Raw genomic sequence first — 26,234 nt, 5'->3', positions numbered from 1 at the left:
CTCAGGCCCGCAGCAGGCGCGGCAGGTGCAGCGGCAACGCAGTGGCTGCGCGTGCACCGAGCTTGAATACGCTCACCGATTGCACCAGCGTGCGGGCCTGGTGCTCCAATGACTGTGCCGCTGCGGCGGCCTCTTCCACCAGCGCAGCGTTCTGCTGCGTGACGGTGTCCATCTGGCCTATGGCCTGATTGACCTGTTCGATACCGGAAGTCTGATCGCGGCTGGCGGCCGTGATCTCGCCCATCAGGTCCGCCACGCGCCGCACATGCACCACGATCTCGTCCATGGTGCTGCCAGCCTGCTCGACCAGCTTGCATCCCTCGCTGACATTGCCAACCGAACTGGTGATCAGGCTCTTGATCTCCTTGGCAGCGGTGGCGCTGCGACCGGCAAGCGAGCGCACTTCCGAAGCCACGACCGCAAAGCCACGGCCCTGATCACCGGCGCGTGCCGCTTCCACCGCAGCATTGAGGGCCAGGATGTTGGTCTGAAAGGCAATGCCATCAATCACACCGATGATGTCGGATATCTTGCGGGAGGAGGTATTGATGGCCTCCATGGTCTGCACCACCTGGCCCACCACGGTACCACCCTTGGCGGCCACCTGCGCCGCCGACTCGGCCAGCTGATTGGCGTGCCTGCCGGATTCGAAGTTCTGTTTGACCGTGGAGGCCAGCTCTTCCATGGATGCGGCCGTCTGCTCCAGTGCGCTGGCCTGCTCTTCCGTGCGTGATGACAGATCGGTATTGCCATCGGCAATCTCATGGGTGGCGATGGCCATGGACTCGGTGCCGTTGCGCACCTGGTTGACGATGTGAATCAGGCTGTTGTTCATGTCCTGCAGGGACTGCAGCAACTGCCCGCACTCATCCTTGGAGTAGGCCTGTTCCTCGCAGGTCAGGTCGCCAGCTGCCACCGTGCGCGCAATATGTACCGCCTCGTAAATGGGGCGTGTGATGGACCGCGTTGTGAACCATGCAAACAAGCTACCGGCCAGCAGGCCCGATGCACCCAACGCCAGCAATAGCACGGTGGCTGACTGGATGCGCTCACGCACCTCGGTGCTGCTGTTGGTCACGATCTTCTTCTGCAGCTCCGTCAGGGCCACGATGGGCTCCTGCAACGCATCCAGGGCCGGCAGGGTTTCGCTGGTCATGGTGACGATGGCCGCATCCTTGTCACCGGCGTCCACCTGGGCGGCAACCTTGGAAAAGGAGGCCACGTAGGCCTTGCGGCGCTGCACCAGCGTTTCCAGCAAAGCCTTGCCTTCGGGGAGCTGGACCAGTTGCGTGAGTGTGTCCAGTGCTGCGTTGATCACCTGCTTGTTGGCCTCGATGGATTGCTTGATCCGGGCGACATGCACCAGGTCGGAAATCAGCAGCTCCATGGTGTAGCGCGCATTGGCACGCGTAGTTGCATTGATCACGTTGGCCGCTTCGGCCTTGACCCAGTCCTTTTCGATGATGCGGCTGTTGACCGTGTTGACCTCAGAAAAGCGCATGAGTCCCACCGCCACCATCACAAGCATCATCACGATCAAGGCGCCAAAGCCGATGGACAGGCGCGCTCCAATCTTCAGATTCATAAACATGTTCACTTCAGTTCCCCTATCCACAGTGTGGTCTGACCAGCCAGGCATTTTTATATGCTTTGGAATCTAGTCGCAAAGGCCCGCCATGGACATACCTCTTTGGCACTACCCGGAGCAGCTATCGGAAGTAAGCACACGATTTCCTTGAATCCGAGAAGAACGGCGGTTAGTCTATGGCCATGCAAAGACGGCATTCGCTCTCCACCAAACTGGTCACCATCGGGTCGGTGCTGCTGATCATTGCGCTGTTGTCCATCGGGCTGACGCTGTGGGTCACCTGGCAGCTGGAAGGGGGTGCTGCGGCGGTCAACGAGGCAGGCCGCATGCGCATGCAGATCTGGTGCCTCAACAGCACGGCACAGTCCAAGCATTCCGAAAAGGCGGTGGCGGACCTGGTCAATGAATTCAGTCGCAGCCTGGCCCTGCTCAAGGCCGGTGATCCAGCTCGGCCGCTGTTCATGCCCCTCAACGACGAGGTAGGCACGCGCTTTCGCGATGTCCAAGCGCACTGGGCGACCAACCGCAGCATCTGGATGGGGGAGAACCCGCCCGATGTAGAGCAGTCCTTGGCGGCAACTTCCGAGACGGTGGCGGCAGTCGACAAGCTGGTGACCGCCATCGAGCAGCAGCTCTCGCGGTTGACGGCCATTCTCAATTTGTTCCAGTTCGTCATGATGGCGCTGGCGATTGCTGGCGCGGTCATCATGCTCTACACCGGGTACCTTTACGTCATCAATCCGCTGGAGAGTCTGCAGCAGGCCTTGCGCAGCATCCAGTCCGGTAACTTTGCCGCACGTGTGGAGGTGGATACCGATGATGAGTTTGGCCAGGTGGCCAGCGGCTTCAATGGCATGGCCGCCGAACTGCAAGGCTTGTACGAGGGGCTGGAGACCCAGGTCAAGGTCAAGACGCAGCACATCGAGGCCCAGCGTGCACGCCTGGAATCGCTCTATGAGATCAGTGCGTTCTCGGCCAGTGCTGCCAGCATCGAAGAGCTGTCGCGCGGCTTTGCCAAGCGCGTACGTGCGGTGGTGGGCGCGGACGCAGTGGCGGTGCGCTGGTCGGATGAGGCCAACCAGCGCTACCTGATGCTGGCATCGGACTGCTTTCCGCATGAGATGCTGGAGGCCGAACGCAGCCTGCTGGCAGGCGCCTGCGCCTGTGGCAACCTGAAGCCGGATGCGCGTACCCGCGTCATCCCCATTGTCGAGCACGAGGCCTCCCCCATGCGTGCCTGCGCGCGTGCGGGGTACGTGAACATCGTCAGCGTCCCGGTGCGGCTGCAGCAGCGCTTGCTGGGCGAAATCGACCTGTTCTTTCGCAGCAGCGTGGAGCTGAGTTCGGAAGAGAAGGACCTGCTGGACGCCCTGGCCAGCCATCTGGCCAGCGGTCTGGAGAGTCTGCGGGCAGCGGCGCTGGAACGTGAAGCCGCAGTCGGTGAAGAGCGCGCCCTGTTGGCCCGCGAGCTGCACGATTCCATTGCCCAGTCACTGTCGTTTCTCAAGATCCAGGTGCAGCTGCTGCGCAATGCCTCGCGCAATGCGCAGCAGGAGAAGGTGCAGACAGCACTGGATGAACTGGACACCGGTCTGCGCGAGAGCATCAACGACGTGCGTGAGCTGCTGGTGCATTTCCGCACCCGTACCAATACCGGCGACGTGGAAGCGGCACTGCAGGAGACCCTGCAAAAGTTCAAGCACCAGACCGGAATGACCACCCACTTCCAGGTCAGCGGCCAGGGCATACCGCTGCCGGCGGACGTGCAGGTCCAGGTGCTGCACGTGGTGCAGGAGGCCTTGTCGAATGTGCGCAAGCATGCCCAGGCCACACAGGTGTATCTGGATGTCACCAAGGGAGAAGAGTGGCGGTTTGTGGTGCGCGACGATGGCCGCGGCTTCGGTCCGGAGATCCGCGACCGTCAGAGCACCCACGTGGGCATGAAGATCATGCAGGAGCGTGCCAGCCGCATCGGGGCCACCGTGCAGGTGCGGTCCGAACTGGGGCAAGGCACGACGGTGCAGCTGACCTTGCCGGCCCATCCCGTATCTGGCGCCAACGCGGGCGGCCTGTCGCTGGATGCAGAGGAGCTTGCATCCATCCAGATGGCCACCGAATAGTCCAACCTTTTTTCCCCTCACTTTTTCGGACAACCTATGCCGATCAAAAAACGTTTCCCTGACAACCCCGCCAATCCCGATCGCCTGTGCTGGGGCTGTGACCGCTACTGTGCAGCGGACAACATGCTGTGCGGCAACGGCTCGGATCGGACGCAGCATCCGGTGGAACTGTTCGGGCCCGGTTGGCGGGAATGGGGCCATGATTATCAGGATGAAGAACCGAGCACCGACAATACCGACCATGAACCCCATCAAACTGCTGGTCATCGATGACCACACGCTTTTCCGGCGCGGGCTGGTAGCGCTGCTGTCGCAGGACGGGCGCTTCCGCCTGGCAGGTCAGGCCGGTGATATGGGCGAGGCGTTGCGTTGCTGCACCGACGTGCCCGATGTCATCCTGCTGGATAACCATCTGCCGGGTGTGCGCGGCATTGACGGCATCCCTGCACTCAAGGACGCTTATCCGGGCGTGCGCATCTTGATGCTCACCGTGAGCGAGAACGAGGAAGACCTGGCCGCTGCCATGCTGGCCGGTGCCGACGGCTATCTGCTCAAGACCGTGGAGACCGAACAGCTCTGCGACTCCATCGGGAAGGTGCTGGCCGGTGAATGCGTCATCAGCCCGGACATGATGACCAAGTTCGTTACGGCCTTTCGCTCCAAGGCCCCTGCTCCCGAGGGCGCGGCCAGCACGCCGGCCTTGCAGCCGCAGCCCTTGGCAGAGGACGTCACCCTGGAGTCGCTGTCGGCACGCGAGCGCGAGATCCTGGTGCTGATCGCACGCGGCGACAGCAACAAGGGTATTGCCCGTGCACTCGACATTGCCGAGACCACGGTCAAGGTGCATGTGCAGCACATCTTTCGCAAGCTCAACCTGAGCTCACGGGTCCAGGTGGCGATATACGCAGCGGCCCGCGGTTGGGGTTGATACAGATCAGACAGTGCCGCTTTTGACCGGGCACTACTACTTCGGAACTAGGGCGCCATGTGGCGCCCTAGTTCGTTTTGCGCCAGTGCGCTGTGCCAAGGGAGGATGTTCAAAAGCGGGCTGAACAACGAAAGTCATGACCATCTCAAGGAGCAATCATGGCTACGGAAATCAGAAACGCAAAACGTGCATGGTCGGTGCTGATCGTCAGCACGCTGTCGTTCACGGTCTGCTTCATGGTCTGGATGATGTTCGGCGTCATCGGCATTCCGATCAAGAAGATGCTGGACCTCAACTCCACCCAGTTCGGCTTGTTGATGGCCACGCCGGTGCTCACTGGCTCGCTGATCCGCGTGCCGCTGGGCATCTGGACCGACCGTTTTGGCGGACGCGTCGTCATGGCCACGTTGATGGCCATCACCGTGCCTGCGATCTGGATGATGGGCTATGCCACGGCCTACTGGCACTTCCTGACTATCGGTCTATTCGTAGGCTTGGCGGGGGGCTCCTTCTCGGTGGGTACACCTTATGTGGCGCGCTGGTTCCCCAAGAACCGCCAGGGCACGGCCATGGGCATTTACGGTGCAGGCAATTCCGGCTCGGCGGTCAACAAGTTCATTGCACCGGTGCTGCTGGTGGCCTTTGGCTGGACCATGGTGCCGCAGGTCTATGCGGCCATCATGCTGGGCACATTGATTTTGTTCTGGCTGTTCAGCTACAGCGACCCCAGCCACCTGGTGCCCCACACGCTGACGTTCAGCGACCAGCTCAAGGCGCTGAAGGACCCCAAGGTGGTCAAGTACTGCCAGTACTACAGCATCGTGTTCGGTGGCTACGTGGCGCTGGCCCTGTGGATGGTGCAGTACTACGTGGGCGAGTTCGGTCTGGACATTCGCGTGGCCGCCTTGCTGGCTGCCTGCTTCTCGCTGCCCGGTGGCGTGCTGCGCGCATTCGGCGGCATTCTGTCCGACAAGTACGGAGCCCACAGCGTGACCTGGTGGGTGCTGTGGGTGAGCTGGATCTGCCTGTTCCTGCTGAGCTATCCGCAGACCGATTTCAGTATCGCCACCGTCAACGGCCTGAAGACCTTCCACATCGGCCTCAACGTCTACCTGTTCACCGCACTGATGTTCATCCTGGGCATCGCCTTTGCCTTCGGCAAGGCCAGCGTCTTCAAGTACATCAGCGACGACTACTCCCACAACATCGGCACCATCAGCGGCATCGTCGGCCTGGCCGGCGGACTGGGTGGCTTTGTGTTGCCCATTCTGTTCGGCGCGCTGATGGACCTCACCGGCATCCGCTCCAGCGCCTTCATGCTGATGTATGGCGTGGTCTGGGTCTCGCTGATCTGGATGTACCGCACCGAAGTGCGCGGCAGCGAAGTCATGGGCAGCAACGACCGTTCCCTGCCAGCCCACACCTGAATTTATCTCCACGAAAGCAGTTATGACAACCCAAGCACATACCGGCGCAGACATCGCCGACTGGCGCCCCGAAGACGAAACATTCTGGGAATCCACGGGCAAGAAGATCGCCTACCGCAACCTTTGGCTCTCGGTGCCGGCCCTGCTGTGCGGCTTCGCCATCTGGGGCATGTGGGGCATCATCACCGTGCAGATGCTCAACCTGGGCTTTCCGTTCACCCAGCCTGAGCTGTTCTCGCTCACGGCCATCGCGGGGCTGGCCGGTGCCACCATGCGCATCCCGGCGTCCTTCCTGATCCGCGTGGCCGGTGGCCGCAACACCATCTTCCTCACCACCGCCATGTTGCTCGCGCCTGCGCTGGGCACCGGCCTGGTGTTGCAGCACAAGGAATGGCCGCTCTGGGCCTTCCAGCTGATGGCGCTGTGGTCGGGCGTGGGTGGCGGCAACTTTGCCAGCTCCATGTCCAACATCAGCACCTTCTTCCCCAAGCGCCTGCAGGGCACGGCGCTGGGGCTGAATGCTGGCCTGGGCAACTTCGGTGTGACCACCATGCAGATCGTCATTCCGCTGGTGATGACGCTGAGCATCTTTGGCAGCATGGGTGGTGAGTCCATGGTGCTGGTGAAGGACAGTGGCTGGATCTTCGGCAAGATTGCTGCGGGCACACCCACCTGGATCCAGAACGCCGGCTTCGCCTGGTTGCTGTCGTTGGTGCCGCTGTCGGTGCTGTGCTTCTTCGGCATGAACAACCTGAAGACTGTCACGCCTGATGCGGGCGGGACGATTGCCGCCTTCATCAAGATCATCTGGCTCTACACCCTGTCGTTTGTGCCAGCCGGCCTGGGCCTGTATCTGTACCTGCCCGCACCCACGGGCCTTGGCGTGCTCAACATGTGGATCGCCATGCCGCTGATCGTGGTCAGCACGCTGATGGTGATGAGGCTGGCCGCCTTCGGCGCCATGAAGGACAACATCGCCAAGCAGTTTGCCATCTTCAAGAACAAGCACACCTGGTCGCTCACGCTGCTCTACATCGTGACCTTCGGCTCCTTCATCGGCTTCTCCATGGCGCTGCCGCTGTCCATCACCGTGATCTTCGGCATCAGCCACGTGCCCGATGCCGCCGGCGTGATGCAGCACACCCTGAAGAACCCGCATGCACCGTCTGCACTGACCTATGCCTGGATCGGCCCGTTCGTGGGCGCGCTGGTGCGTCCCGTGGGCGGCTGGATTTCCGACAAGGTGGGCGGCTCCATCGTGACGCAGGCGATATCTGCGGTGATGGTGTTGGCATCTGTGGCGGTGGGCTATGTGATGTTGCTGGCCTACGGCTCTGCTGCACCGGAGCAGTACTTCATGCCGTTCATGGCGCTGTTCATCGTGTTGTTCACGGCCAGCGGCATCGGCAACGGTTCGACCTTCCGCACCATCGGTGTGATCTTTGACCGCACCCAGGCGGGCCCGGTGCTGGGCTGGACCTCGGCCATCGCCGCATACGGTGCCTTCATTGCGCCGGTGGTGATCGGTGCGCAGATCAAGGCCGGTACGCCGCAGATCGCGATGTATGGATTTGCCGTGTTCTATGCGCTGTGTCTGGTGCTGAACTGGTGGTTCTATCTGAGGGCGGATTCGGAGTTCAAGAACCCATGAGGTCTTCTATGTCATCACGCACTTTTGAAGACCGGTCACTTCAGGGCTGCATCACCTCAGGACACAGGCCGGCGTGGCACTCCGCTTCGTCCGTGTCCCCCGCCCACTGCGTGGGCTCCTCCTTTACCTACCGAAGCGGAGCGCCACACCGTCCTGTGTCCGCCAAGGTGGTAGGCACACAAGGGATTGAAGTCATCGCACGCCAACACTGTTCGCAGCCGATGGCAGCGGGGTGGGCGTTTCCGGTAGGTAAAGGAGGAGGCCGAAGGCCGGGGGACACGGACGGAAACGTCCACCCCGCTGACACCGGCCACCCCCCAAGCAAGCATGCCAAGACAAGAAAACAACCTGCATTAACACAAATGACCCGAGCAACGTATTTCAACTGGAGAACCGAATGAGCCACTTCCTTGACCGCCTGAGCCACTTCTCGGCCCCCAAAGAAAGCTTTTCCGACGGCCACGGCGTCACCACCGGTGAAGACCGCACCTGGGAAGACGCCTACCGCGACCGCTGGGCCCACGACAAGATCGTGCGCAGCACCCATGGCGTGAACTGCACCGGTTCCTGCTCGTGGAAGATCTACGTCAAGGGCGGCATCGTCACCTGGGAAACCCAGCAGACCGACTACCCCCGCACCCGCGCCGACCTTCCCAACCACGAGCCGCGCGGCTGCGCCCGTGGCGCTTCGTACTCCTGGTACCTGTACAGCGCCAACCGCGTCAAATACCCCATGGTGCGTGCCCGCTTGCTCACGCAATGGCGTGCCGCATTGGCTGTCGCCAAAGACCCGGTCAATGCCTGGGCCAGCATCGTGGAGAACAACGATGCGCGCAGCCAGTGGGTCAAGCAGCGCGGCCTGGGTGGCTTTGTGCGCAGCACCTGGGATGAAGTGAACCAGCTCATCGCCAGCGCCAACGTCTACACCGCCAAGAAATACGGCCCGGACCGCGTGATCGGCTTCTCGCCCATCCCTGCCATGAGCATGGTGAGCTATGCCGCCGGTAGCCGCTACCTGAGCCTGATCGGTGGCGTGTGCATGAGCTTCTATGACTGGTATTGCGACCTGCCACCGGCCAGCCCGCAGGTCTGGGGCGAACAGACCGACGTGCCGGAGTCGGCCGACTGGTACAACTCCACCTTCATCATTGCCTGGGGTTCCAACGTGCCCCAGACCCGCACGCCCGATGCCCACTTCTTCACCGAGGTGCGCTACAAGGGTGCCAAGACGGTGGCCATCACGCCCGACTATGCCGAGATCAGCAAGCTGGCCGACCTGTGGATGCACCCCAAGCAGGGCACCGACGCCGCCGTGGCCATGGCCATGGGCCATGTGATCTTGAAGGAGTTTTACTTTGACAAGCGCAGTGCCTACTTTGACAACTACGTGCGCCGCTATACCGACATGCCCAACCTGGTGCAGCTCGAAGAGCGCAAGCTGCCCGATGGCCGTACCGTGCTGGTGCCGGGTGCCTATCTGCGTGCCAGCGACTTCAACGGCAAGCTGGGTCAGGCTAACAACCCTGAGTGGAAGACGCTGGCGCTGGACGAGAACGATAAGGTCGTAGTGCCCAACGGCTCGATTGGTTTCCGCTGGGGCGCCGAAGGCCGCGCCGACGTGGGCAAATGGAACCTGGAAGACAAGGAGGCACGCAATGGCACCGATGTGCGTCTCAAGCTCAGCCTGATGGAGGACGCGCAGCCCGACTACGAAGTGGGCGACGTGGGCTTCCCGTACTTTGGTGGCATCGATACACCCAACTTCAGCGCCAACAAGCAGGGCCAGGCGGTGGACGACATCCTGGTGCGCAAGGTGCCGGTGCGCCGCATCAAGCTGGGCAAGGCTGGCGAAGAACGCTATGCGCTGATCGCCACCGTGTTTGATCTGACTGTGGCCAACTACGGTGTCGCCCGCGGCATCCCCGGCGAGAACGCCGCCCTGAACTACGACGACGATACGCCCTATACACCGGCTTGGCAGGAGAAGATCACCGGCGTCAAGCGCGACCAGATCATTGCCGTGGCGCGCCAGTTTGCCGACAACGCCGACAAGACCCAGGGCAAGTCCATGGTCATCATCGGCGCGGCCATGAACCACTGGTACCACAGCGACATGAACTACCGCGGCATCATCAACATGCTGATGATGTGCGGTTGCATAGGCCAGAGCGGCGGCGGCTGGGCACACTATGTGGGACAGGAAAAGCTGCGGCCGCAGACCGGCTGGACTGCGCTGGCCTTTGCCCTGGACTGGGTGCGCCCACCCCGGCAGATGAACAGCACCAGCTTCTTCTATGCCCACACCGACCAGTGGCGCTACGAGAAACTGGGTGTGGAGGAAATCCTCTCGCCGCTGGCCGACAAGAGCAAATACGGTGGCAGCCTGATTGACTACAACGTGCGCGCCGAACGCATGGGCTGGCTGCCCAGCGCGCCGCAGCTGCAGACCAACTCCTTCCAGGTGGTCAAGGACGCTACCGCCGCAGGCATGGACCCCAAGGACTATGTGGTCCAGTCCCTGAAGGACGGCACGCTCAAGATGAGCTGTGAAGACCCGGACCACCCCGCCAACTGGCCGCGCAACATGTTTGTCTGGCGCTCCAACCTGCTGGGCTCCAGCGGCAAGGGCCATGAATACTTCATGAGGCACCTGCTGGGTACCACCCACGGTGTGCAGGGCAAGGACCTCGGCAAGGACGATGCGAAGCCCGCCGAAGTGCAATGGCACAAGGATGCGCCCGAAGGCAAGCTGGACCTGCTGGTCACGCTGGACTTCCGCATGAGCACCACCTGCCTGTATTCCGACATCGTGCTGCCCACGGCCACCTGGTACGAGAAGAACGACCTCAACACCAGCGACATGCATCCCTTCATCCACCCACTCTCCACCGCGGTGGACCCGGCCTGGCAGAGCAAGAGCGACTGGGAAATCTACAAGGGCTTTGCCGAGGCCTACAGCAAGGTCTGCGTGGGTCACCTGGGTGTGGAGAAGGAAGTGGTGCTCACCCCGTTGATGCATGACACGCCCTCCGAACTGGCCCAGCCCTTTGGCGTGAAAGACTGGAAGCGCGGCGAGTGCGACCTCATACCCGGCAAGACGGCGCCGCAAATTGCGGTGATCGAGCGCGACTATCCCAACACTTTCAAACGCTTCACCGCCTTAGGGCCGTTGATGGACAAGGTGGGCAATGGTGGCAAGGGCATTGGCTGGGACACCAAGACCGAGGTCAAACAGCTGGGTGATCTCAACGGCCGCGTGCATGCCGAAGGTGTCACCAAGGGCATGGCCAAGATCGAGAGCGACATTGACGCCTGCGAAGTGGTGCTGCAGCTCGCCCCCGAGACCAACGGTCACGTGGCAGTGAAAGCCTGGGAGGCCCTGAGCAAGATCACCGGGCGCGACCATACGCACCTGGCCATCCACCGCGAGGACGAGAAGATCCGCTTCCGCGACATCCAGGCGCAGCCGCGCAAGATCATCTCCAGCCCGACCTGGAGCGGCATCGAGAGTGAGACCGTCTCCTACAACGCCGGCTACACCAATGTGCATGAGCTGATCCCATGGCGCACCCTGACCGGTCGCCAGCACTTCTACCTGGACCATCCGTGGATGATTGCCTTTGGAGAGGGCTTCAGCAGCTACCGTCCGCCAGTGGACCTGAAGACCGTGGGCGGCATCATGGACCGCAAGCCCAATGGCAACAAGGAAATCTCCTTGAACTTCATCACGCCGCACCAGAAGTGGGGCATCCACAGCACCTACACCGACAACCTGATGATGCTCACGCTCAACCGGGGCGGTCCGGTGATCTGGCTGAGCGAGGATGACGCCAAGGTGGCAGGCATCGTCGACAACGACTGGGTGGAACTCTTCAACACCAATGGCGCCATTGCGGCCCGTGCGGTGGTGAGCCAGCGGGTGAATCCGGGCATGGTGCTGATGTACCACGCGCAGGAAAAAATCATCAACACCCCGGGCGCCGAAATCACCGGCACACGCGGCGGCATCCACAACTCGGTGACCCGCATCGTGACCAAGCCCACCCACATGATTGGCGGCTACGCCCAGTTCAGCTATGGCTTCAACTACTACGGAACCATAGGCACCAACCGCGACGAGTTCGTGGTGGTGCGCAAGATGCGCAAGATCGACTGGCTCGACGGCGAAGCCCTCGCAACTATCCAGGCCTGAGGAGTACACAACATGAAAATACGCGCCCAAATCGCCATGGTGCTGAACCTGGACAAGTGCATTGGTTGCCACACCTGTTCGGTCACCTGCAAGAACGTCTGGACCAGCCGCCCCGGCATGGAGTACGCCTGGTTCAACAACGTGGAGACCAAGCCCGGCATTGGCTACCCCAAGGAGTGGGAAAACCAGGACAAATGGAACGGAGGCTGGGTCCGCAAGGCCGACGGCTCCATCGAGCCGCGCCAGGGCGGCAAGTGGAAGCTGCTCATGCGCATCTTCTCCAACCCCAACATGCCGCAGATTGACGACTACTACGAACCCTACACCTTCGACTACGACCACCTGCAGTCGGCACCCGAGGTCAAGCACGCGCCCACCGCCCGCCCGCGCAGCCTGATCACCGGCAAGCGCATGGAGAAAATCGAGTGGGGCCCCAATTGGGAGGAAATCCTGGGCGGCGAATTCAGCAAGCGCAGCAAGGACGCCAACCTGGCCAACTTCGACCAGGTGCAAAAGGACATGGTGGGACAGTTCGAGAACACCTTCATGATGTACCTGCCGCGCCTGTGCGAACACTGCCTGAACCCGGCCTGCGTGGCGTCCTGCCCCAGCGGCTCCATCTACAAACGCGAAGACGACGGCATCGTGCTGATCGACCAGGACAAGTGCCGCGGCTGGCGCATGTGCGTCTCGGGCTGCCCCTACAAGAAGATCTACTACAACTGGAAGAGCGGCAAGGCCGAGAAGTGCATCTTCTGCTATCCGCGCATTGAAGCCGGTCAGCCCACGGTGTGTTCGGAAACCTGCGTGGGCCGCATCCGCTACCTGGGCGTGGTGTTGTATGACGCCGACCGCATTGCCGAAGCTGCCAGCGTCAAGGACGAGAAGGACCTGTACCAGGCGCAACTGGACATCTTCCTCAACCCCCATGATCCCAAAGTGATCGAGCAGGCGCGCAAGGACGGCATTCCGGAAACCTGGCTGGCCGGCGCGCGCAACAGCCCGGTCTACAAGATGGCCGTGGACTGGAAGGTGGCGCTGCCTTTGCACCCTGAGTACCGCACGCTGCCCATGGTCTGGTATGTGCCGCCGCTCTCGCCCATTACCTCCGCAGCCAATGCGGGCCACATTGGCGTCAACGGCGAGATTCCGGACATCGCCCAGATGCGCATCCCGGTGCAGTACCTGGCCAATTTGCTCACCGCTGGCGACACCCAGCCCGTGGTGCGCGCCCTGGAGCGCATGCTGGCCATGCGCGCCTACCAGCGCAGCAAGCATGTGGACCAGGAACAGAACCTGGCCGTACTGGAGCAGACCGGTCTGACCGTGGCGCAGGTGGAGGAGATGTACCAGATCATGGCCATCGCCAACTACGAAGACCGCTTCGTGATTCCGACCTCGCACCGCGAATATGCAGAGAACGCTTTTGATCTGCGCGGTGGCTGTGGCTTCTCGTTCGGCAACGGCTGCTCCGATGGAGCCTCCGAGACCAGTCTATTTGGCGGAACCAAGCCAAGAACCATCCCCATCAAATCCATGGTCTAAGGAGACTGTCATGAAAGACAACCGCTATTCCCTGCGTGCCCTGGCTCTTCTGCTGGGCTACCCGGACGCCACCCTGCGCAGCCATTTGGGCGAGCTGATGCAGGCCATTGACGAAGAGGCCGCCATTCCTGCCGCGCGGCGCGAGGAGCTGCACGCCTTGGCTGCAGAGCTCAATCGCATGGACCCCATGGACGTGGAAGCACGCTATGTGGAAACCTTTGACCGGGGTCGTGCCACCTCGCTGCACATGTTCGAGCATATCCATGGCGACTCGCGCGAGCGCGGGCCGGCCATGATCGACCTGATGCAGACCTATGAGAAGTCCGGGCTGTTCATGGCGCCCGAAGAGCTTCCCGACCACTTGTGTGTGGTGCTGGAATTTGCTTCCACCCAACCGGCCAAGCTGGCGGCGGATTTTCTGGGCGAGATGGCACACATCCTCACCGCCATCTTCAGCGCGCTGCTGCAACGTGGCAGCCCGTACGCCGCTCCGGTGGCCGCGGTGCTGGAGCTGTGCGGCCAGCGCGTGCAGGCCGTTCCCATTGTGGCCGACGAAGCCATGGACGACGTCTGGCAGGAGCCGGAGGCCTTTGATGGCTGCAGCACCAAAGGACAGTCCAAACCCGGAGAAGCCCAGCCTCTGCATTTCGTGCGCAAGGCAGCCGCCTCGCAAACCCAAGGAGCACCCGTATGACCTACCTCGACAACCTGCTGTTCGGCTACTACCCGTACATCTGTCTGACCATCTTTCTGCTGGGCAGCCTGGTCCGCTTCGATCGGGACCAGTACACCTGGAAGAGCGACTCTTCGCAGCTGCTGCGTGCAGGCCAGCTGCGCTGGGGCAGCAACCTGTTCCACGTCGGCGTGCTGTTCCTGCTGATGGGCCACACCGTGGGCATGCTCACGCCCCACTTTATCTATGAGCCCTTCATCAGTGCTGGTAACAAGCAGATCATGGCCATGGTGTCGGGTGGTGCGTTTGGCGTGTTGGGTTTCATCGGCGTGAGCCTGCTGCTGCACCGCCGCCTGAGCGACGAGCGCATCCGCATCAACTCCAAGACTAGTGACATCGTGTTGCTGGTGTTGCTGTGGCTGCAACTGGCACTGGGCTTGGCCACCATCCCGCTGTCGGCAGAGCATCTGGATGGCAGCATGATGATGAAGCTGGCCGGCTGGGCACAACACATCGTGACCTTCCGCGCCGGTGCACCGGAACTGTTGGCAGAGGCCAGCATCGTGTTCAAGCTGCACATGTTCCTGGGCATGACCATCTTCCTGGTCTTTCCGTTTACCCGTCTGGTGCACGTGTGGAGTGGTTTCGGTGCTGCGGCGTATCTGGTGCGTCCTTACCAGCTGGTGCGCAGCCGACGCGTGGGGCTAGTGGAGCGTGAGCCTTTGAGCCGTAGTGCTCGCTGAGCGTTGAAGTGACATGAAGTCCTTGTTTGTTTGCTTGCATTGCGTCCAGACACAGGCCGGCATGGCACTCCGTTCCTTCCGTGTCCCCCGGCCTTCGGCCTCCTCCTTTACCTACAGGAACGGAGTGCCATGCCGACCTATGTCCAGCGAGGTGGTTGGCACACGAGGTATTGGAGTCATCGCGTGCCAACGCCGCCGGCTGCCGATGGCAGCGGGGTGGGCGTTTCCGGTAGGTAAAGGAGGAGGCCGTAGGCCGGGGGACACGGACGGAAACGTCCACCCCGCTGACACCGGCCACCCCCCAAGCAAGCATGCAAACACCAGCAACCCATCAACCCAATGAGTAGGACAGCAACATGAACACCTCCCAAACCAATACCCACGGCAGCGGCGGCACAGGCACCTGCGGTTGCGGCGCCAAGGCCAGTCAAGCGGCAGAAGCTGCCAGCGCACAGCCGGTGGCCGCCATCAACGGCATCACACTGCACACGCCCGGCAACCGCCCCGACGAAGACACCCTGCGCGAGCGCGCCTATACCGAGCTGTTGCGCCAGCACGCCGTGCAGGCCGGTCTGCTGCCACGCAAGGCCGTGCTCACTGCGCCGGAGCTGGATGACACCGAGCGTGCGGTGCTGGAGTCCATGGTGGACGCTGCAGTGCAGGTGCCACAACCCACCGCACAGGAATGCCGACGCTACTTCGAGGCGCGCCAGTCGCAGTTCGTGGTGGGGCAGGCGGTGCACATGCGCCACATCCTGTTTGCGGTGACCGCCGGTGTGAATGTGCAGGCGCTCACGGTGCATGCGGAAAAGGCGCTGATCAGCCTGCTGGGCAAGAACGTGCCGGTGGACCTGTTTGGCAAGCTGGCCGCCGAACTGTCCAACTGCCCGACCAGCACCCAGGGCGGTGACCTGGGCTGGGTGGGGCCGGACGACTGCGCGCCGGAGCTGGCGCAGGTGCTGTTCTTCCAGACCGAGACACCCGTGGGCCTGGGCGTGCAGCCACGCCTCATCCACAGCCGCTATGGCTTTCACATCATCGACGTGCTGGAGCGGCGCGATGGACGCACGCTGGATTACGACGAAGTGCGCGAGCGCGTGGCGGCGCAGCTGGCCATGCAATCGCGTGCCAAGGCGCTGCACCAGTACATGAGCCTGCTGGTGGGGCAGGCCCTGGTGGAAGGTGTTGAACTGAACTCTGCGGATTCGCCTCTGGTGCAGTGACAATCGGGCTGCACCATGCGTTTTGAAGGAGTGCGGATGCCTGACATTGCCGGTTTGCTTTCCCAACTATTGCAGTCGCGCCAGACCATATTGCCCAAGCGGCTGATGGCGCCTGGACCCGATGCGGATCAACTCGTGCGCATACTGGAAGCCGCAGCGCATGCGCCGGACCATGGGCAGTTGCTGCCCTGGCGTCTGGTCGTCATTGCTGAGTCAGAGCGGGCCGCTTTGGGTACCGCATTTGCCGATGCGCTGGCCGAGCGCGATCCTGCAGCACTGCCGGAGCAGTTGCAGCAAGCGCGCGACAAGGCGATGCGTGCGCCCTTGCTGCTGATGCTGGTGGTGGAAGACGCGCGTGGTGATGCAGAGATCGATCTGCTCGAGCGCGTGGTCTCCGCCGGGTGCGCCGTGCAGAACATGCTGCTGATGGCCACCGCGCTGGGCTTTGCCTCCGCCCTGACCAGCGGCAAGGCCCTGAAGTCATCCAGCCTGCGCAGCCTGTTTGGATTGGGTGCCCGCGACCATGCCATTTGTTTTCTGAGTGTGGGCACGGCCCAGCGCGCCAAGGCGGCGCGTGTCAGGCCGACGCCGGACCAGTACGTGAGCTACTTATCAACGGAGTCCCGATGAATATCGAACATTTCACCGACCTGCTGCAGGCCGCGCGTGCACAACCCCTGCAGCAGCGGCTGCTGTTTGTCTTTGCTGGCGCAGAGCTGCCGGACGACGCCAGCGCGGAGCAGCGTGCCGGTTTCGAGGCAGGGCAGGGCGGTGCGCTGGTGCCGTCCATGTGCGTGGACAAAAGCCCGGACGAAGTGCCATCGTTTGACTCCCTGGTGCAGGAGGCCGCGCAGTTCGGGCAAACATGGCATCTGGTATTTGCCGGTGCCATGTCCGGTACTGCCCACAGCGCGCCGGACCCCCAGCAGGTGGAGACCTCCTTGCAGGCCATGGTGGAAGCCATCAAGCGCGGCGATGTGCACCGTTATCTGGCATTCGACCCGCAGGGCATTCCCGTGGCTCTGGAGTGACGCGTGTCAGGTGTAGCTTGGCAGCACGAGGACCAGAAAGCCCCAGGGGTTCTTCAGGATGGCCACGGAGGCAATCCAGAACAGCACCGCCAGCGCCAGTACCCAGGCCGTGGCGCGGATCTTCCATGCCAGCCTTACGCGCAATGCCACCACGCCCAGACCGATGTAGAGCAGCAGGCCCAGTATCTTGGCCAGCAGCCACGGTGTGTGTGCGGGGTTGAGGCGCAGCATGCCTGCCAGGGTCAGGGCGGAGAGCAGCAAGATGGTGTCCACGATGTGCGGCAGCGTCTTGGCCAGCCGACCCTGGGTCCATTGCGCACCCCGCAAAGAAGCCATGCCACGCACGGCGAACCCCAGACCGGAGAGAATCACTGCAGACTGGTGCAGCAGTTTGATAACGATGTAATCCATGCGCGCAGTGTAGCGATGCACTGCGTGTCCGAGTCCGAACTCCAACAATACCCATGCAAGCCCTGAACCGCATACATATTCTGTTGAACTCCGAACGTTGGCGTGACGCACTGGGTGCGTTCATGGGCATGGGGTTGTGCGCCGTGTTCCTGCATGCGGTCAATGCAGGCGCCGGTGGCCACTGGGTGCTGGTGCCTCTGGCTGGCACCATCGTGATCCTGTACGTGCAGCCGCACAGTCCGGTGGCCCAGCCCTGGCCCATTCTGGGCAGCTACCTGATCTCCTGCCTGGTTGGCTTCGTCTGCTCGCTCTGGCTCACGCCGGTGCAGCTCGCCGTGGCGGTGGCGATTGCTGCCAGCGTCTGGCTGATGGTGCGCCTGCATTGCATTCATCCGCCCGGCGCGGCCATGGCCCTGCTGATCGTGCTGGATGGGCCGCATTCGGGTGACGGCATGGCCCATCTGGCGGTACAGGTCGTCCTCAACATCGGCATCGCCCTGGGCACGACCATGCTGGTGAGCAACTTCATTTTGCGCCGACCCTATCCCTACCACGCACAGGTTCCCGCGCCCAGCCTGCACCGCACGCAGGACGAGGCCCCCCTGCGCCGCACCGGGCTGGACCATGAAGACCTGGCCAGTGCGCTGGCCACGTTGGATACCTTTGTGGACGTGCAGGAAGACGAGCTGGTGGCGATCTACAACCTGGCGGTCGACCATGCGTTTGGCCGCCACGTGGGACTCACCTGCGCCGACATCATGTCGCGCGATGTGATGACGGTGCACTTCGATACCGATCTGGAGCAGGCCTGGAACATGTTGCGGCTGCACAAGATCAAGTCCTTGCCGGTGGTGGATACCTATGGCAACCTGATCGGCATCGCCACGGTCGCGGACTTCTTTCGCCAGATGGATGACACCTCGGCGGCGGGGCTGGCCATGCGTCTGCAGGGTCTGCTGCGGCGCACGCCGGGTCTGACCTCGGAAAAGGCCGAAGTCGTGGGGCAGATCATGACGTCGCAGGTGTTTTCGGCAACACCTTCTACGCCGGTGGCGCAATTGGTGGCACATGTGTCGGAAAAAGGCATGGCCCATATTCCGGTGGTGGATGACAACCGCAAGGTGGTGGGCATCGTGACCCAGTCCGACATGCTGGCAGCACTCTACAAGCGACTGGCCATGTCCGAGGCGATTCCGCGTACGTGAGTGTTCAGTCTGCTTACACCTTGCGTGCCTGGCGGGAAACGGGCATGGCCACCGGCGTGGCCTTGGCACGGGATGGTGCTGGCGCAATCAGGTCTGCCAGGGTGACGCCGTCGAGTACGGCCAGGTAGCTGTCGGTGGCCTGTTGCAGCACGCCCTTGAGGCGGCACTGGGGGCTCAGGGTACATTGATTGGTCTGCGCATCAAAGCATTCGACCATGGCGAAATCGGTCTCGGTCTGGCGCACCACTTCGCCGACGTTGATCTGCGCTGCCGGCTTGCACAGACGCATGCCGCCACCGCGACCGCGGGTGGTGTCCAACAGGCCATGGGCGCCCAGCTGGTGAACCACCTTGGTCAGGTGGCTGCGCGAAATGCCATGGCTGTCGGCAATCTCGGTGATGGTCACCGGCAGCTCGCGGTGCTCACAGGCTGCGCAGTACATGAGTACGCGCAAGGAGTAGTCGGTCCACTGGGTCAGTCGCATGGTGTCGCCATTGAAAAGTAAAGATGCATCTTGAATGAATCATATCGTATAGAATACATGCATGTTAAATGAATGTTTATAAGGAGCCTCCCCATGAATGCACGTTTGCCCAGCACCCAGACCGAGGTGTTTGTCCTCGACGACCAGCACGCCATTGGTCACATCGCGGTCCAACTTCCCGGCGCCACTGCCATTTTTCGGCGATACAAGCTGGACTTCTGTTGTGGCGGCCAGGTCAGTCTGGCCCAGGCACTTGCCGACAAGGGGCTGAACCGCGACACGGTGATGGATGAGTTGGCAGCGCTGCAGCGCCCGGATGGCATCGTGGTATCGGCCGATGCGTCCAGCCTGATCGACCATATCCTGGAGCGTTACCACGCAGTGCACCGTGAGCAGTTGCCCGAGCTGATCCGTATGGCGCGGCGTGTGGAGGCGGTGCACCGCGACCATCCGCGCGTTCCCGCCGGACTGGCTGCCTTGCTGGAAGAAGCAGAGCAGGACCTGCTGTCGCACATGATGAAGGAGGAGAACATGCTGTTCCCCATGCTCAAGGCCGGCGGCAATCCCTTTGTGACACAGCCCATAGGTGTGATGCGCGCAGAGCACACGCAGCATGGCGCCATGCTGGAACAGCTGATGAGGCTGACCAACAACGCCGAGGCACCGCAGGGCGCCTGTAACACCTGGCGCGCGCTCTACAGTGGCGTTGCCCAGTTGCACGAAGACCTGATCAACCACATCCATCTGGAAAACAACATCCTGTTCAACCAGTTTGAAGCGCCCGCACCGGCGCCGGTCAAGTCCGCTTGTTGCGGCTCTTGCGGTTGAACTTCGGGGCATCGCAAGGGTTCTGACGATGGCAACTGAACTGGCAGGCCGCAAGGTCATTCCCATCCTGCAGGTCAACGCGGGTAGCAACGAGGACGCCAGCTTTTCGCTGTACGAGAAGCAAGCCAAGGTGTATCCGCGCTCCGTGACCGGCCAGTTTGCCCGCTTGCGCTGGCTGATGGTGTGGGTGACGCAGATCGTCTTCTACGGTCTGCCTTGGGTGCAGTGGAACGGAAGGCAGGCCGTGCTGTTCGATCTGGCCGAGCGGCGCTTCTATGTGCTGGGCCTGGTGCTGCACCCGCAGGATTTCATCTACCTGGCGGTGCTGCTGATCATTGCCGCATTGGCGCTGTTCTTCTTCACTGCGGTGGCCGGGCGGTTGTGGTGCGGCTACGCCTGTCCCCAGACGGTCTACACCGAAATCTTCCTGTGGGTGGAGCGTCGCACCGAAGGCGACCGCCAGGCGCGCATGCGTCTGGACGCCGCACCCTGGAGCCTCAACAAGGTGCTGCGCAAAGGCGGCAAGCAACTGGCCTGGATGGCCATCGCGCTGGTTACCGGTCTGACCTTCGTGGGCTACTTCTCGTCGATCCGCGGTTTGTTGGGCGAGCTGGCGGGCTTTACCCTGTCGTCCTGGGAATGGTTCTGGATCCTGTTCTACGCGCTGGCCACCTACGGCAATGCCGGCTTCATGCGTGAGCAGATCTGCAAACACATGTGCCCCTATGCCCGCTTCCAGAGCGCGCTCATCGACATGGATTCCATGGTGATCGCCTATGACGAGCGGCGCGGGGAAAACCGCGGTTCGCGTGCACGGGGCGCCGACCCGGCTGCGCTGGGCCTGGGCGACTGCATCGACTGCACCCTGTGCGTGCAGGTCTGCCCGACCGGCATCGATATTCGCAAAGGGCTGCAGAACGAGTGCATTGCCTGTGCCGCCTGCATCGACGTCTGCGATCAGGTCATGCTGAAGATGGACTATCCCAAGGGGCTGATACGCTACACCTCCGGTCACGGTGTCGCGCAGCAACTCACCGCCGGCCAGATCGTCAAGCGCATCAGCAGACCGCGTGTGTGGATTTACTGCAGCCTGCTGTTGGTGGTGTGCTCGGCCCTGGTGTTCAGCCTGTCCACGCGCACGAGCTTCTCGGTGGATGTCATCAAGGACCGCGGTTCGCTGGCACGCGAAGTGGGGCGCGGCGACATCGAGAACGTGTACCGCCTGCAGGTCATGAACGGTCTGGAGCAGGCACAGCGCTACAGCGTCAGCGCGAGCGGTGTGCCCAGCCTGCGCGTGTCGTCCGATGCGCAATTGACGGTGGATGCCACCGGCATTGCTTCACTGCCCATTCGCCTGACCCTGCCCGCCGAGGTGGCCGCGCAGTACCACGGCAAGACCTTACCGATTGATTTTGTGGTGCATACCGCCGTGGGCGAGCGGGACGAAAGCACGCACGAAAAATCGACCTTCTACGTGCTGCCCTAGGCGCAACTTTCCTCAACACAACCGGTCTCCATCATGGCCACACTGTTACAGATTCAGAATCCCCCGCGTCGCGGCCAGGCCCGCTTTGCCTTGTGGGACCTTGGCTTTCGCCCTTTCTATCTGCTGGCGAGCAGCTTTGCGGCGCTGTCCATCCTGGTCTGGGGGCTGCAGTTCAGCGGTCTGCTGCCGTACGCCTATCTGCAAGGGCCGATGTGGCACGCGCATGAAATGCTGTTTGGCTTCACCCTGGCCGTATTGACCGGTTTTCTGCTCACGGCCGGACAGAATTGGTCGGGCCAGCCTACGCCCAAGGGCGGCTATCTGATGGCGTTGGCGGCGCTGTGGGTGGCGGGCCGGGTGCTGGTGCTCTCGCCCTGGGGCTGGCTGGCGGCGGTGGTGAATGCCGCGTTCCCGCTGGCGGCTGCGGTGGCGCTGGGTGTGCCGCTCTACCGGGCGCGCAACAAGCGCAACTATTTCTTTGTGGCTCTGCTGGTGCTGCTCTCGCTGGCCCAGCTCGTGGTGCACCTGAATGCCCTGGGCGCCTTGCGTGTGCCGGGCTGGGCTGGCATTGCGCTGGGCCTGGACGTGATGCTGTTCGTGCTGTGCGTCATGGGCGGACGGGTGATCCCCATGTTCACCAACAACGCCATCCCCGGCGCCAAGGCCGTGCGCGACCCCCGCGTCGAGAAAGTGGCATTGGGGCTGATCCTGGCGCTCATCGTGGCCGATGCGCTGCATGTGTCAGGCTTCTGGTTTGCAACGCTGGCGCTGCTGACCATGCTGGCGCACGGCACGCGCCTGTGGCTGTGGCAGCCCTGGAAGACACTGCATACGCCGCTGGTCTGGGTGCTGCACGCGGCCTATGCCTGGATTCCCCTGCACCTGGCTTTTCGTGCCCTGGCCGCGCTGGGCTGGATTTCGCCTTCGGTAGCTACCCATGCGCTGACGGCGGGCGCCATAGGCGGCATGGTGATCGGCATGATGACGCGTACCGCCTTGGGCCATACCGGCAGGAAGTTGGTGGCCGGCAAAGCAGAGGTGAGCTGCTACGCCCTGGTGGCAGCCGCCGCGCTGGTGCGCGTGTTCGTGCCCTTGCTCGCGCCTTCTCTCATCATCCAGGCGGTCGTGCTCTCGGCCATGTTGTGGTCCGCCGGCTTTGCCGTCTACACCTGGCGCTACTGGCCCATTCTCAGCCGCGACTGACGTTCCGTGCTGGCGCGTCCGCATGCTGATGCGGGCGCTCCGGCGCCGCCGTCAGCAGACGATGGGCATCAAAGGTCACCGCTACAGCCAGTCCACCCAGTTGCTGGGACTTGCGGATCTCGATTCGTGCCGCGTGCATGTCGGCAATGGTCTTGACGATGGACAGGCCCAGGCCGCTGCCGGATACCGCGTTGCCGGGAATGCGGTAGAAGCGGTCCATCACCCGTTCGATGTCACTCTCCGGTATCCCGGGGCCGCTGTCCTCGATCAGCAGGCACACCGAGCGCCCGCTCAGCTGCACCGTGATGTCGATCTTGCTGTGCGCAGGTGAATATTTGACGGAGTTGTCCAGGATGTTGCGCAGCATGATGCGAAGCGCTTCCTCCTGCCCCATCACATAGCATTCATCCGCCTGCTGCAAACCCATGTCGATTTCCTTCTGCTGGGCCAGCGGGTAGATGTCGTTGAAGGCGACCAGGCAGATGCGGTTGATCTCCACGGGCTTGATGTCGCTGCCGTTGCCAGAGCCGGCCTGCTGGCGCGCCAGCACCATCAGCTGCTCCACCAGCCGGGTGGCCCGGTCAATCCCTGTGCCGACCCGGCGTATGGCAACTTCCCGGTCCTTCTCCGTGCCGGAGCGCCGCAGCTGCTCCACCTGCAGCTTCAGCGCCGACAACGGTGAGCGCAACTCATGCGCCGCATCGGCTACGAAATTCTTCTGCGCATCAAATGCGTGGCGCATGCGGCGCAACAGCAGATTGAGCTCTTCCACCAGGGGGCGTATTTCGTTGGGCAGGCCGCCGGTATCCACCTCGGCGAGGGATTCCGCCTCGCGCGACGCAATCTGCCGCTGTACCCGGTTGAGCGGCGCAAGCGAAGAGGTCACCACCCACCACACCATGAGCAACAGCAGCAGGACCATGACCACGATGGGCATGGTGGTGCGAAACGCCAGGTTCCTGGCCAGGCTGCGCCGTGCAGCCCGGTCTTGTGCCACCTGGATCAGTTGGCTGCCGTGGCGCAGGGTATAGAGCTTGTAGGTGCTGCCACGGGTGTCGAACAGCGTGTGGCCCGTGCTGTCGCGGTCGGGCAGCAACACGGCAGAAGATGAGCGGAACAGGATGCGGTGGTCCAGCGTGGAGACCTGGACGATGAATTCGAAGCTGTCGGTCTCGTCCTGGCGGAACCCGCTGCTGCCGTACACATCCGCGTTCAGGCCCGGGCGCAGGGACAGCGCCATCTGTTCCATCTGGTAGTCAAAGATCTCGTTGGTTTCGTCCAGCGTGGTCTGATAGGCAATGAACGACTGGATGCCAGCGGTGATCACCACCGCAGCAAAAAGCAGCAGCAGCAGCCGGGCGCGCAAGGAGTTGGTGAACTTGCGCTTCACGGGCTGCCTTTGGCAATCAGATAACCCACTCCCCGAACGTTTTGGATCAAATCGGCGCCGATCTTCTTGCGCAAGCTGTGGATGTGGACCTCGACCGCATTGCTGCTGACGCCGTCCTTCCAGCTGTAGAGCCGTTCCTCCAGTTGCTTGCGCGATAGCGCCATGCCCGGGCGCGCCAGCAGCAGTTCCAGAATGGCCCACTCCCTTGCCGACACCACCACAGGCCGGCCTTCTACCGTGACCTCGCGGGTGGCGGGGTCTATGGTGACGCCCGCGCTCTCGTAGAACGGCTCGGCGCGCCCCACCGATCTGCGTACCAGCGAGCGGATGCGGGCCAGCATTTCACCCAGGTCATAGGGCTTCACGATGTAGTCGTCGGCGCCGGAGTCCAGACCTTCAATGCGCTGGGCCACGGCATCGCGCGCCGTGGCCACCAGAACCGGTGTACGGTTCTTGCGCTGGCGCAGCGTCTTGAGTACGGTGAGTCCGTCGCACTTGGGCAGACCCAGATCCAGCAGGATGAGGTCGTAGTGCTGGGTCTCCACGGCGGTGAGCGCTATTTCGCCATCCTTCACCCAGTCCACGGCATAACCTTCGTCCCGCAGAAGATCGAGCACCGATTCGCCGATCATCGTGTCGTCTTCCACCAGAAGTAAGCGCATGTCGGTGCCTGCAAACCTACTTGAAGGTGTCGGAGTCCATGATGGCTATGACTTGGGGCGTGATGTCGGTTTGGGGATTGGCGTAGACAACGTCCTGGAACACGATGTCCACATGGGCAGTTGCCGCGAACTTCTTCACCGCCTGGTTGGCGATATCGAACACGTGCTGGATATCGTCACGCTTGCGGGCGTCGCGGTCTTCGACGAACTGCTGCTGCTTGCGTTTGAGTTCGCGCGAGAGTTCGGCAATGGCGCTCTGCTTTTCCAGGATCTGGGATGGCGTGAGGCTGGGGCCGTTCTTTTCGAGATCTGCCGACTTGTCCCTGAGGGAAGCGGCCAGGTCCTGAATCTCCTTGTCGCGCGGTTCGAAGTCGGCCCGAAAGCGGGCCTGGGCTTCCTTGGCAATCCTGGAGTCGCTCAGTATCTTGTGGGCATTGAGGGTTGCAACCGGAAGGGTGCTGGCGTCCGCCCATGCCATGGAGCCGGCGAGCAGCCAGGCGGCAAGGCAAAGGGCCACTCGGATCAGGTGCTTCATGGCGTTGGGCTGGTGACCGTTCATAGGTAGCGTTGTCTGGAGCTGCGGGCGCTAGACCGTCTTGCCAGTGCGGGCCAATGCCGTCTGGTGCTGGCTGAGGTACTTGCGGATCTGGGCGGCATCACGCATGCGGATGGTGCTGGCGCCGGCGTTGAGCAATACCAGCGTGGCGTGTGCGCCTGCCTGTTTGATGCGCATGATCAGGCAGTGTCCCGCCTCGTTGGTGAAGCCGGTCTTGGACAGCAGCACGTTCCAGCCTGCGGCACCTACCAGGTGGTTGGTGTTGTGCACTGTAAAGGCCCGGCCATTCATGCGTATCACTTCGGATTTGTCGCTGGTGATGTTGGCAATCTGCGGATACTGCGCAGCCGCCTGGGCCATCTTGGCCAGATCGGCGGCGGTGGAGGTGTTCTCCGGCGAGAGCCCGGTGGGTTCCTTGATGGTGGTGTTGTGCAGGCCCAGCGCCTTGATCTTGGCCTGCACCGCCTGCAGGAATGCAGCGGTGCTGCCCGGGTAGGTGCGCGCCAGGGACGCAGCGGCACGGTTGTCAGAGGACATCAGTGCCAGCTCGAAAATTTCCTTGCGTTTGAGCGTGGTGCCCACCGGCACGCGGGATTTGCTGTGCTTGAGCACATCCACATCAGCGGCCTGTATCGAGATGCTCTCGTTCATGTCAGGCTTGCTGTCGAGCACCACCATGGCCGTCATCAGCTTGGTCAGTGAGGCGATGGGAACGACCGCGTCCGCACCTTTGGACATCAGCACCTGGCCGGTGTCATCACTGACCACGATGGCATGTTCGGACTGCAGCGTGGCTGCCTGGCATGTGCCGAAGGCCAACAGGATGGAGGCACAGAGTGTTGTGATGAGCTTGGATGTCATGGAACCGATAGGGGCGGAGTGAAAAAG

General features: G+C 62.4%; 23 protein-coding genes. 16 read left to right on the top strand and 7 right to left on the bottom strand.

The window, feature by feature from the left end; all coding sequences use genetic code 11:
* Nucleotide 1: 1 nt before the first annotated feature.
* On the bottom strand, nucleotides 2–1,585 hold the full coding sequence (locus tag AC1RMF_RS05680; RefSeq protein WP_493140306.1) for a methyl-accepting chemotaxis protein: 1,584 nt from the start codon (nucleotides 1,583–1,585) through the stop codon (nucleotides 2–4).
* 179 nt (nucleotides 1,586–1,764) lie between these two features.
* Here AC1RMF_RS05680 and AC1RMF_RS05675 point away from each other — a divergent pair, with 179 nt between their 5' ends.
* From AC1RMF_RS05675 to AC1RMF_RS05620, 12 genes are all read left to right on the top strand, one after another.
* A complete protein-coding gene (locus tag AC1RMF_RS05675) occupies nucleotides 1,765–3,708 on the top strand; it encodes an ATP-binding protein (protein WP_493140304.1) in 1,944 nt (647 codons plus the stop codon).
* Between the two features lie 42 nt (nucleotides 3,709–3,750).
* Nucleotides 3,751–3,981: a DUF3079 domain-containing protein gene (locus AC1RMF_RS05670; RefSeq protein WP_493140785.1), complete on the top strand. Its 231-nt coding sequence runs from the start codon at nucleotides 3,751–3,753 to the stop codon at nucleotides 3,979–3,981.
* A complete protein-coding gene (locus AC1RMF_RS05665; protein WP_493140302.1) occupies nucleotides 3,950–4,636 on the top strand; it encodes a LuxR C-terminal-related transcriptional regulator in 687 nt (228 codons plus the stop codon). Before AC1RMF_RS05670 ends, AC1RMF_RS05665 begins: the two co-directional genes overlap by 32 nt.
* Before the next feature lie 158 nt (nucleotides 4,637–4,794).
* Entirely contained in the window at nucleotides 4,795–6,063 is a 1,269-nt protein-coding gene (locus AC1RMF_RS05660; protein WP_493140300.1) for an MFS transporter, read from the top strand.
* A gap of 22 nt (nucleotides 6,064–6,085) precedes the next feature.
* Nucleotides 6,086–7,714: an MFS transporter gene (locus tag AC1RMF_RS05655; RefSeq protein WP_493140298.1), complete on the top strand. Its 1,629-nt coding sequence runs from the start codon at nucleotides 6,086–6,088 to the stop codon at nucleotides 7,712–7,714.
* Nucleotides 7,715–8,111: 397 nt separating this feature from the next.
* On the top strand, nucleotides 8,112–11,906 hold the full coding sequence (locus AC1RMF_RS05650; RefSeq protein ID WP_493140296.1) for a nitrate reductase subunit alpha: 3,795 nt from the start codon (nucleotides 8,112–8,114) through the stop codon (nucleotides 11,904–11,906).
* Nucleotides 11,907–11,918: 12 nt separating this feature from the next.
* Nucleotides 11,919–13,451: a nitrate reductase subunit beta gene (gene narH, locus AC1RMF_RS05645; RefSeq protein WP_493140294.1), complete on the top strand. Its 1,533-nt coding sequence runs from the start codon at nucleotides 11,919–11,921 to the stop codon at nucleotides 13,449–13,451.
* Between the two features lie 10 nt (nucleotides 13,452–13,461).
* Nucleotides 13,462–14,145 (top strand): nitrate reductase molybdenum cofactor assembly chaperone, encoded by a 684-nt coding sequence (gene narJ / locus AC1RMF_RS05640; RefSeq protein WP_493140292.1) that lies wholly within the window; start codon nucleotides 13,462–13,464, stop codon nucleotides 14,143–14,145.
* Entirely contained in the window at nucleotides 14,142–14,867 is a 726-nt protein-coding gene (gene narI, locus AC1RMF_RS05635; protein ID WP_342616193.1) for a respiratory nitrate reductase subunit gamma, read from the top strand. The genes narJ and narI overlap by 4 nt, the downstream gene beginning before the upstream one ends.
* Before the next feature lie 356 nt (nucleotides 14,868–15,223).
* Entirely contained in the window at nucleotides 15,224–16,090 is an 867-nt protein-coding gene (locus AC1RMF_RS05630; RefSeq protein ID WP_493140290.1) for a peptidylprolyl isomerase, read from the top strand.
* A 36-nt stretch (nucleotides 16,091–16,126) separates the two neighbouring features.
* Entirely contained in the window at nucleotides 16,127–16,720 is a 594-nt protein-coding gene (locus tag AC1RMF_RS05625) for a nitroreductase family protein (RefSeq protein ID WP_342616195.1), read from the top strand.
* Nucleotides 16,717–17,121, top strand: a complete 405-nt coding sequence (locus AC1RMF_RS05620; protein WP_342616196.1) for a ribonucleotide reductase subunit alpha — start codon at nucleotides 16,717–16,719, stop codon at nucleotides 17,119–17,121. Before AC1RMF_RS05625 ends, AC1RMF_RS05620 begins: the two co-directional genes overlap by 4 nt.
* A gap of 6 nt (nucleotides 17,122–17,127) precedes the next feature.
* On the opposite strand, the gene AC1RMF_RS05615 is transcribed toward AC1RMF_RS05620, so the two are convergent.
* Nucleotides 17,128–17,532 (bottom strand): SirB2 family protein, encoded by a 405-nt coding sequence (locus AC1RMF_RS05615; RefSeq protein WP_493140287.1) that lies wholly within the window; start codon nucleotides 17,530–17,532, stop codon nucleotides 17,128–17,130.
* A 53-nt stretch (nucleotides 17,533–17,585) separates the two neighbouring features.
* On the opposite strand from AC1RMF_RS05615, the gene AC1RMF_RS05610 reads away from it, so the two are divergent.
* Nucleotides 17,586–18,737 carry an HPP family protein gene (locus AC1RMF_RS05610; RefSeq protein WP_342616198.1) on the top strand — a complete coding sequence of 384 codons (1,152 nt, stop codon included), beginning with the start codon at nucleotides 17,586–17,588 and terminating at the stop codon, nucleotides 18,735–18,737.
* Between the two features lie 13 nt (nucleotides 18,738–18,750).
* On the opposite strand, the gene AC1RMF_RS05605 is transcribed toward AC1RMF_RS05610, so the two are convergent.
* Entirely contained in the window at nucleotides 18,751–19,221 is a 471-nt protein-coding gene (locus tag AC1RMF_RS05605) for an RrF2 family transcriptional regulator (RefSeq protein ID WP_493140285.1), read from the bottom strand.
* A 93-nt stretch (nucleotides 19,222–19,314) separates the two neighbouring features.
* Here AC1RMF_RS05605 and ytfE point away from each other — a divergent pair, with 93 nt between their 5' ends.
* From ytfE to AC1RMF_RS05590, 3 genes are read left to right on the top strand one after another with little or no spacing between them, the layout of a single operon-like run.
* A complete protein-coding gene (ytfE, locus tag AC1RMF_RS05600) occupies nucleotides 19,315–20,049 on the top strand; it encodes an iron-sulfur cluster repair protein YtfE (RefSeq protein ID WP_493140283.1) in 735 nt (244 codons plus the stop codon).
* Between the two features lie 28 nt (nucleotides 20,050–20,077).
* The gene (ccoG, locus tag AC1RMF_RS05595) at nucleotides 20,078–21,535 is read left to right on the top strand and encodes a cytochrome c oxidase accessory protein CcoG (RefSeq protein WP_493140281.1); all 1,458 of its coding nucleotides are present in this window, start codon (nucleotides 20,078–20,080) and stop codon (nucleotides 21,533–21,535) included.
* Between the two features lie 33 nt (nucleotides 21,536–21,568).
* Nucleotides 21,569–22,738, top strand: a complete 1,170-nt coding sequence (locus tag AC1RMF_RS05590; protein ID WP_493140279.1) for an NnrS family protein — start codon at nucleotides 21,569–21,571, stop codon at nucleotides 22,736–22,738.
* Here the strand turns inward: AC1RMF_RS05590 and AC1RMF_RS05585 are convergent.
* The 4 genes from AC1RMF_RS05585 to AC1RMF_RS05570 are packed head-to-tail and all read right to left on the bottom strand — an operon-like array spanning nucleotide 22,725 to nucleotide 26,207.
* Nucleotides 22,725–24,128 carry an ATP-binding protein gene (locus tag AC1RMF_RS05585; RefSeq protein WP_342616203.1) on the bottom strand — a complete coding sequence of 468 codons (1,404 nt, stop codon included), beginning with the start codon at nucleotides 24,126–24,128 and terminating at the stop codon, nucleotides 22,725–22,727. The two genes, AC1RMF_RS05590 and AC1RMF_RS05585, sit on opposite strands and share 14 nt — an antisense overlap.
* Nucleotides 24,125–24,790 carry a response regulator gene (locus AC1RMF_RS05580; RefSeq protein WP_493140277.1) on the bottom strand — a complete coding sequence of 222 codons (666 nt, stop codon included), beginning with the start codon at nucleotides 24,788–24,790 and terminating at the stop codon, nucleotides 24,125–24,127. The genes AC1RMF_RS05585 and AC1RMF_RS05580 overlap by 4 nt, the downstream gene beginning before the upstream one ends.
* A gap of 16 nt (nucleotides 24,791–24,806) precedes the next feature.
* Nucleotides 24,807–25,325 carry an OmpH/Skp family outer membrane protein gene (locus AC1RMF_RS05575; protein ID WP_493140275.1) on the bottom strand — a complete coding sequence of 173 codons (519 nt, stop codon included), beginning with the start codon at nucleotides 25,323–25,325 and terminating at the stop codon, nucleotides 24,807–24,809.
* Nucleotides 25,326–25,376: 51 nt separating this feature from the next.
* Nucleotides 25,377–26,207 (bottom strand): serine hydrolase, encoded by an 831-nt coding sequence (locus tag AC1RMF_RS05570; protein ID WP_342616206.1) that lies wholly within the window; start codon nucleotides 26,205–26,207, stop codon nucleotides 25,377–25,379.
* Nucleotides 26,208–26,234 lie beyond the last annotated feature (27 nt).

The sequence above is a fragment of the Rhodoferax sp. GW822-FHT04A08 genome (assembly GCF_058801025.1).
The sequence above is the reverse complement of the archived record's forward strand: the minus strand, read 5'-3'. Positions and strand labels throughout refer to the sequence as shown.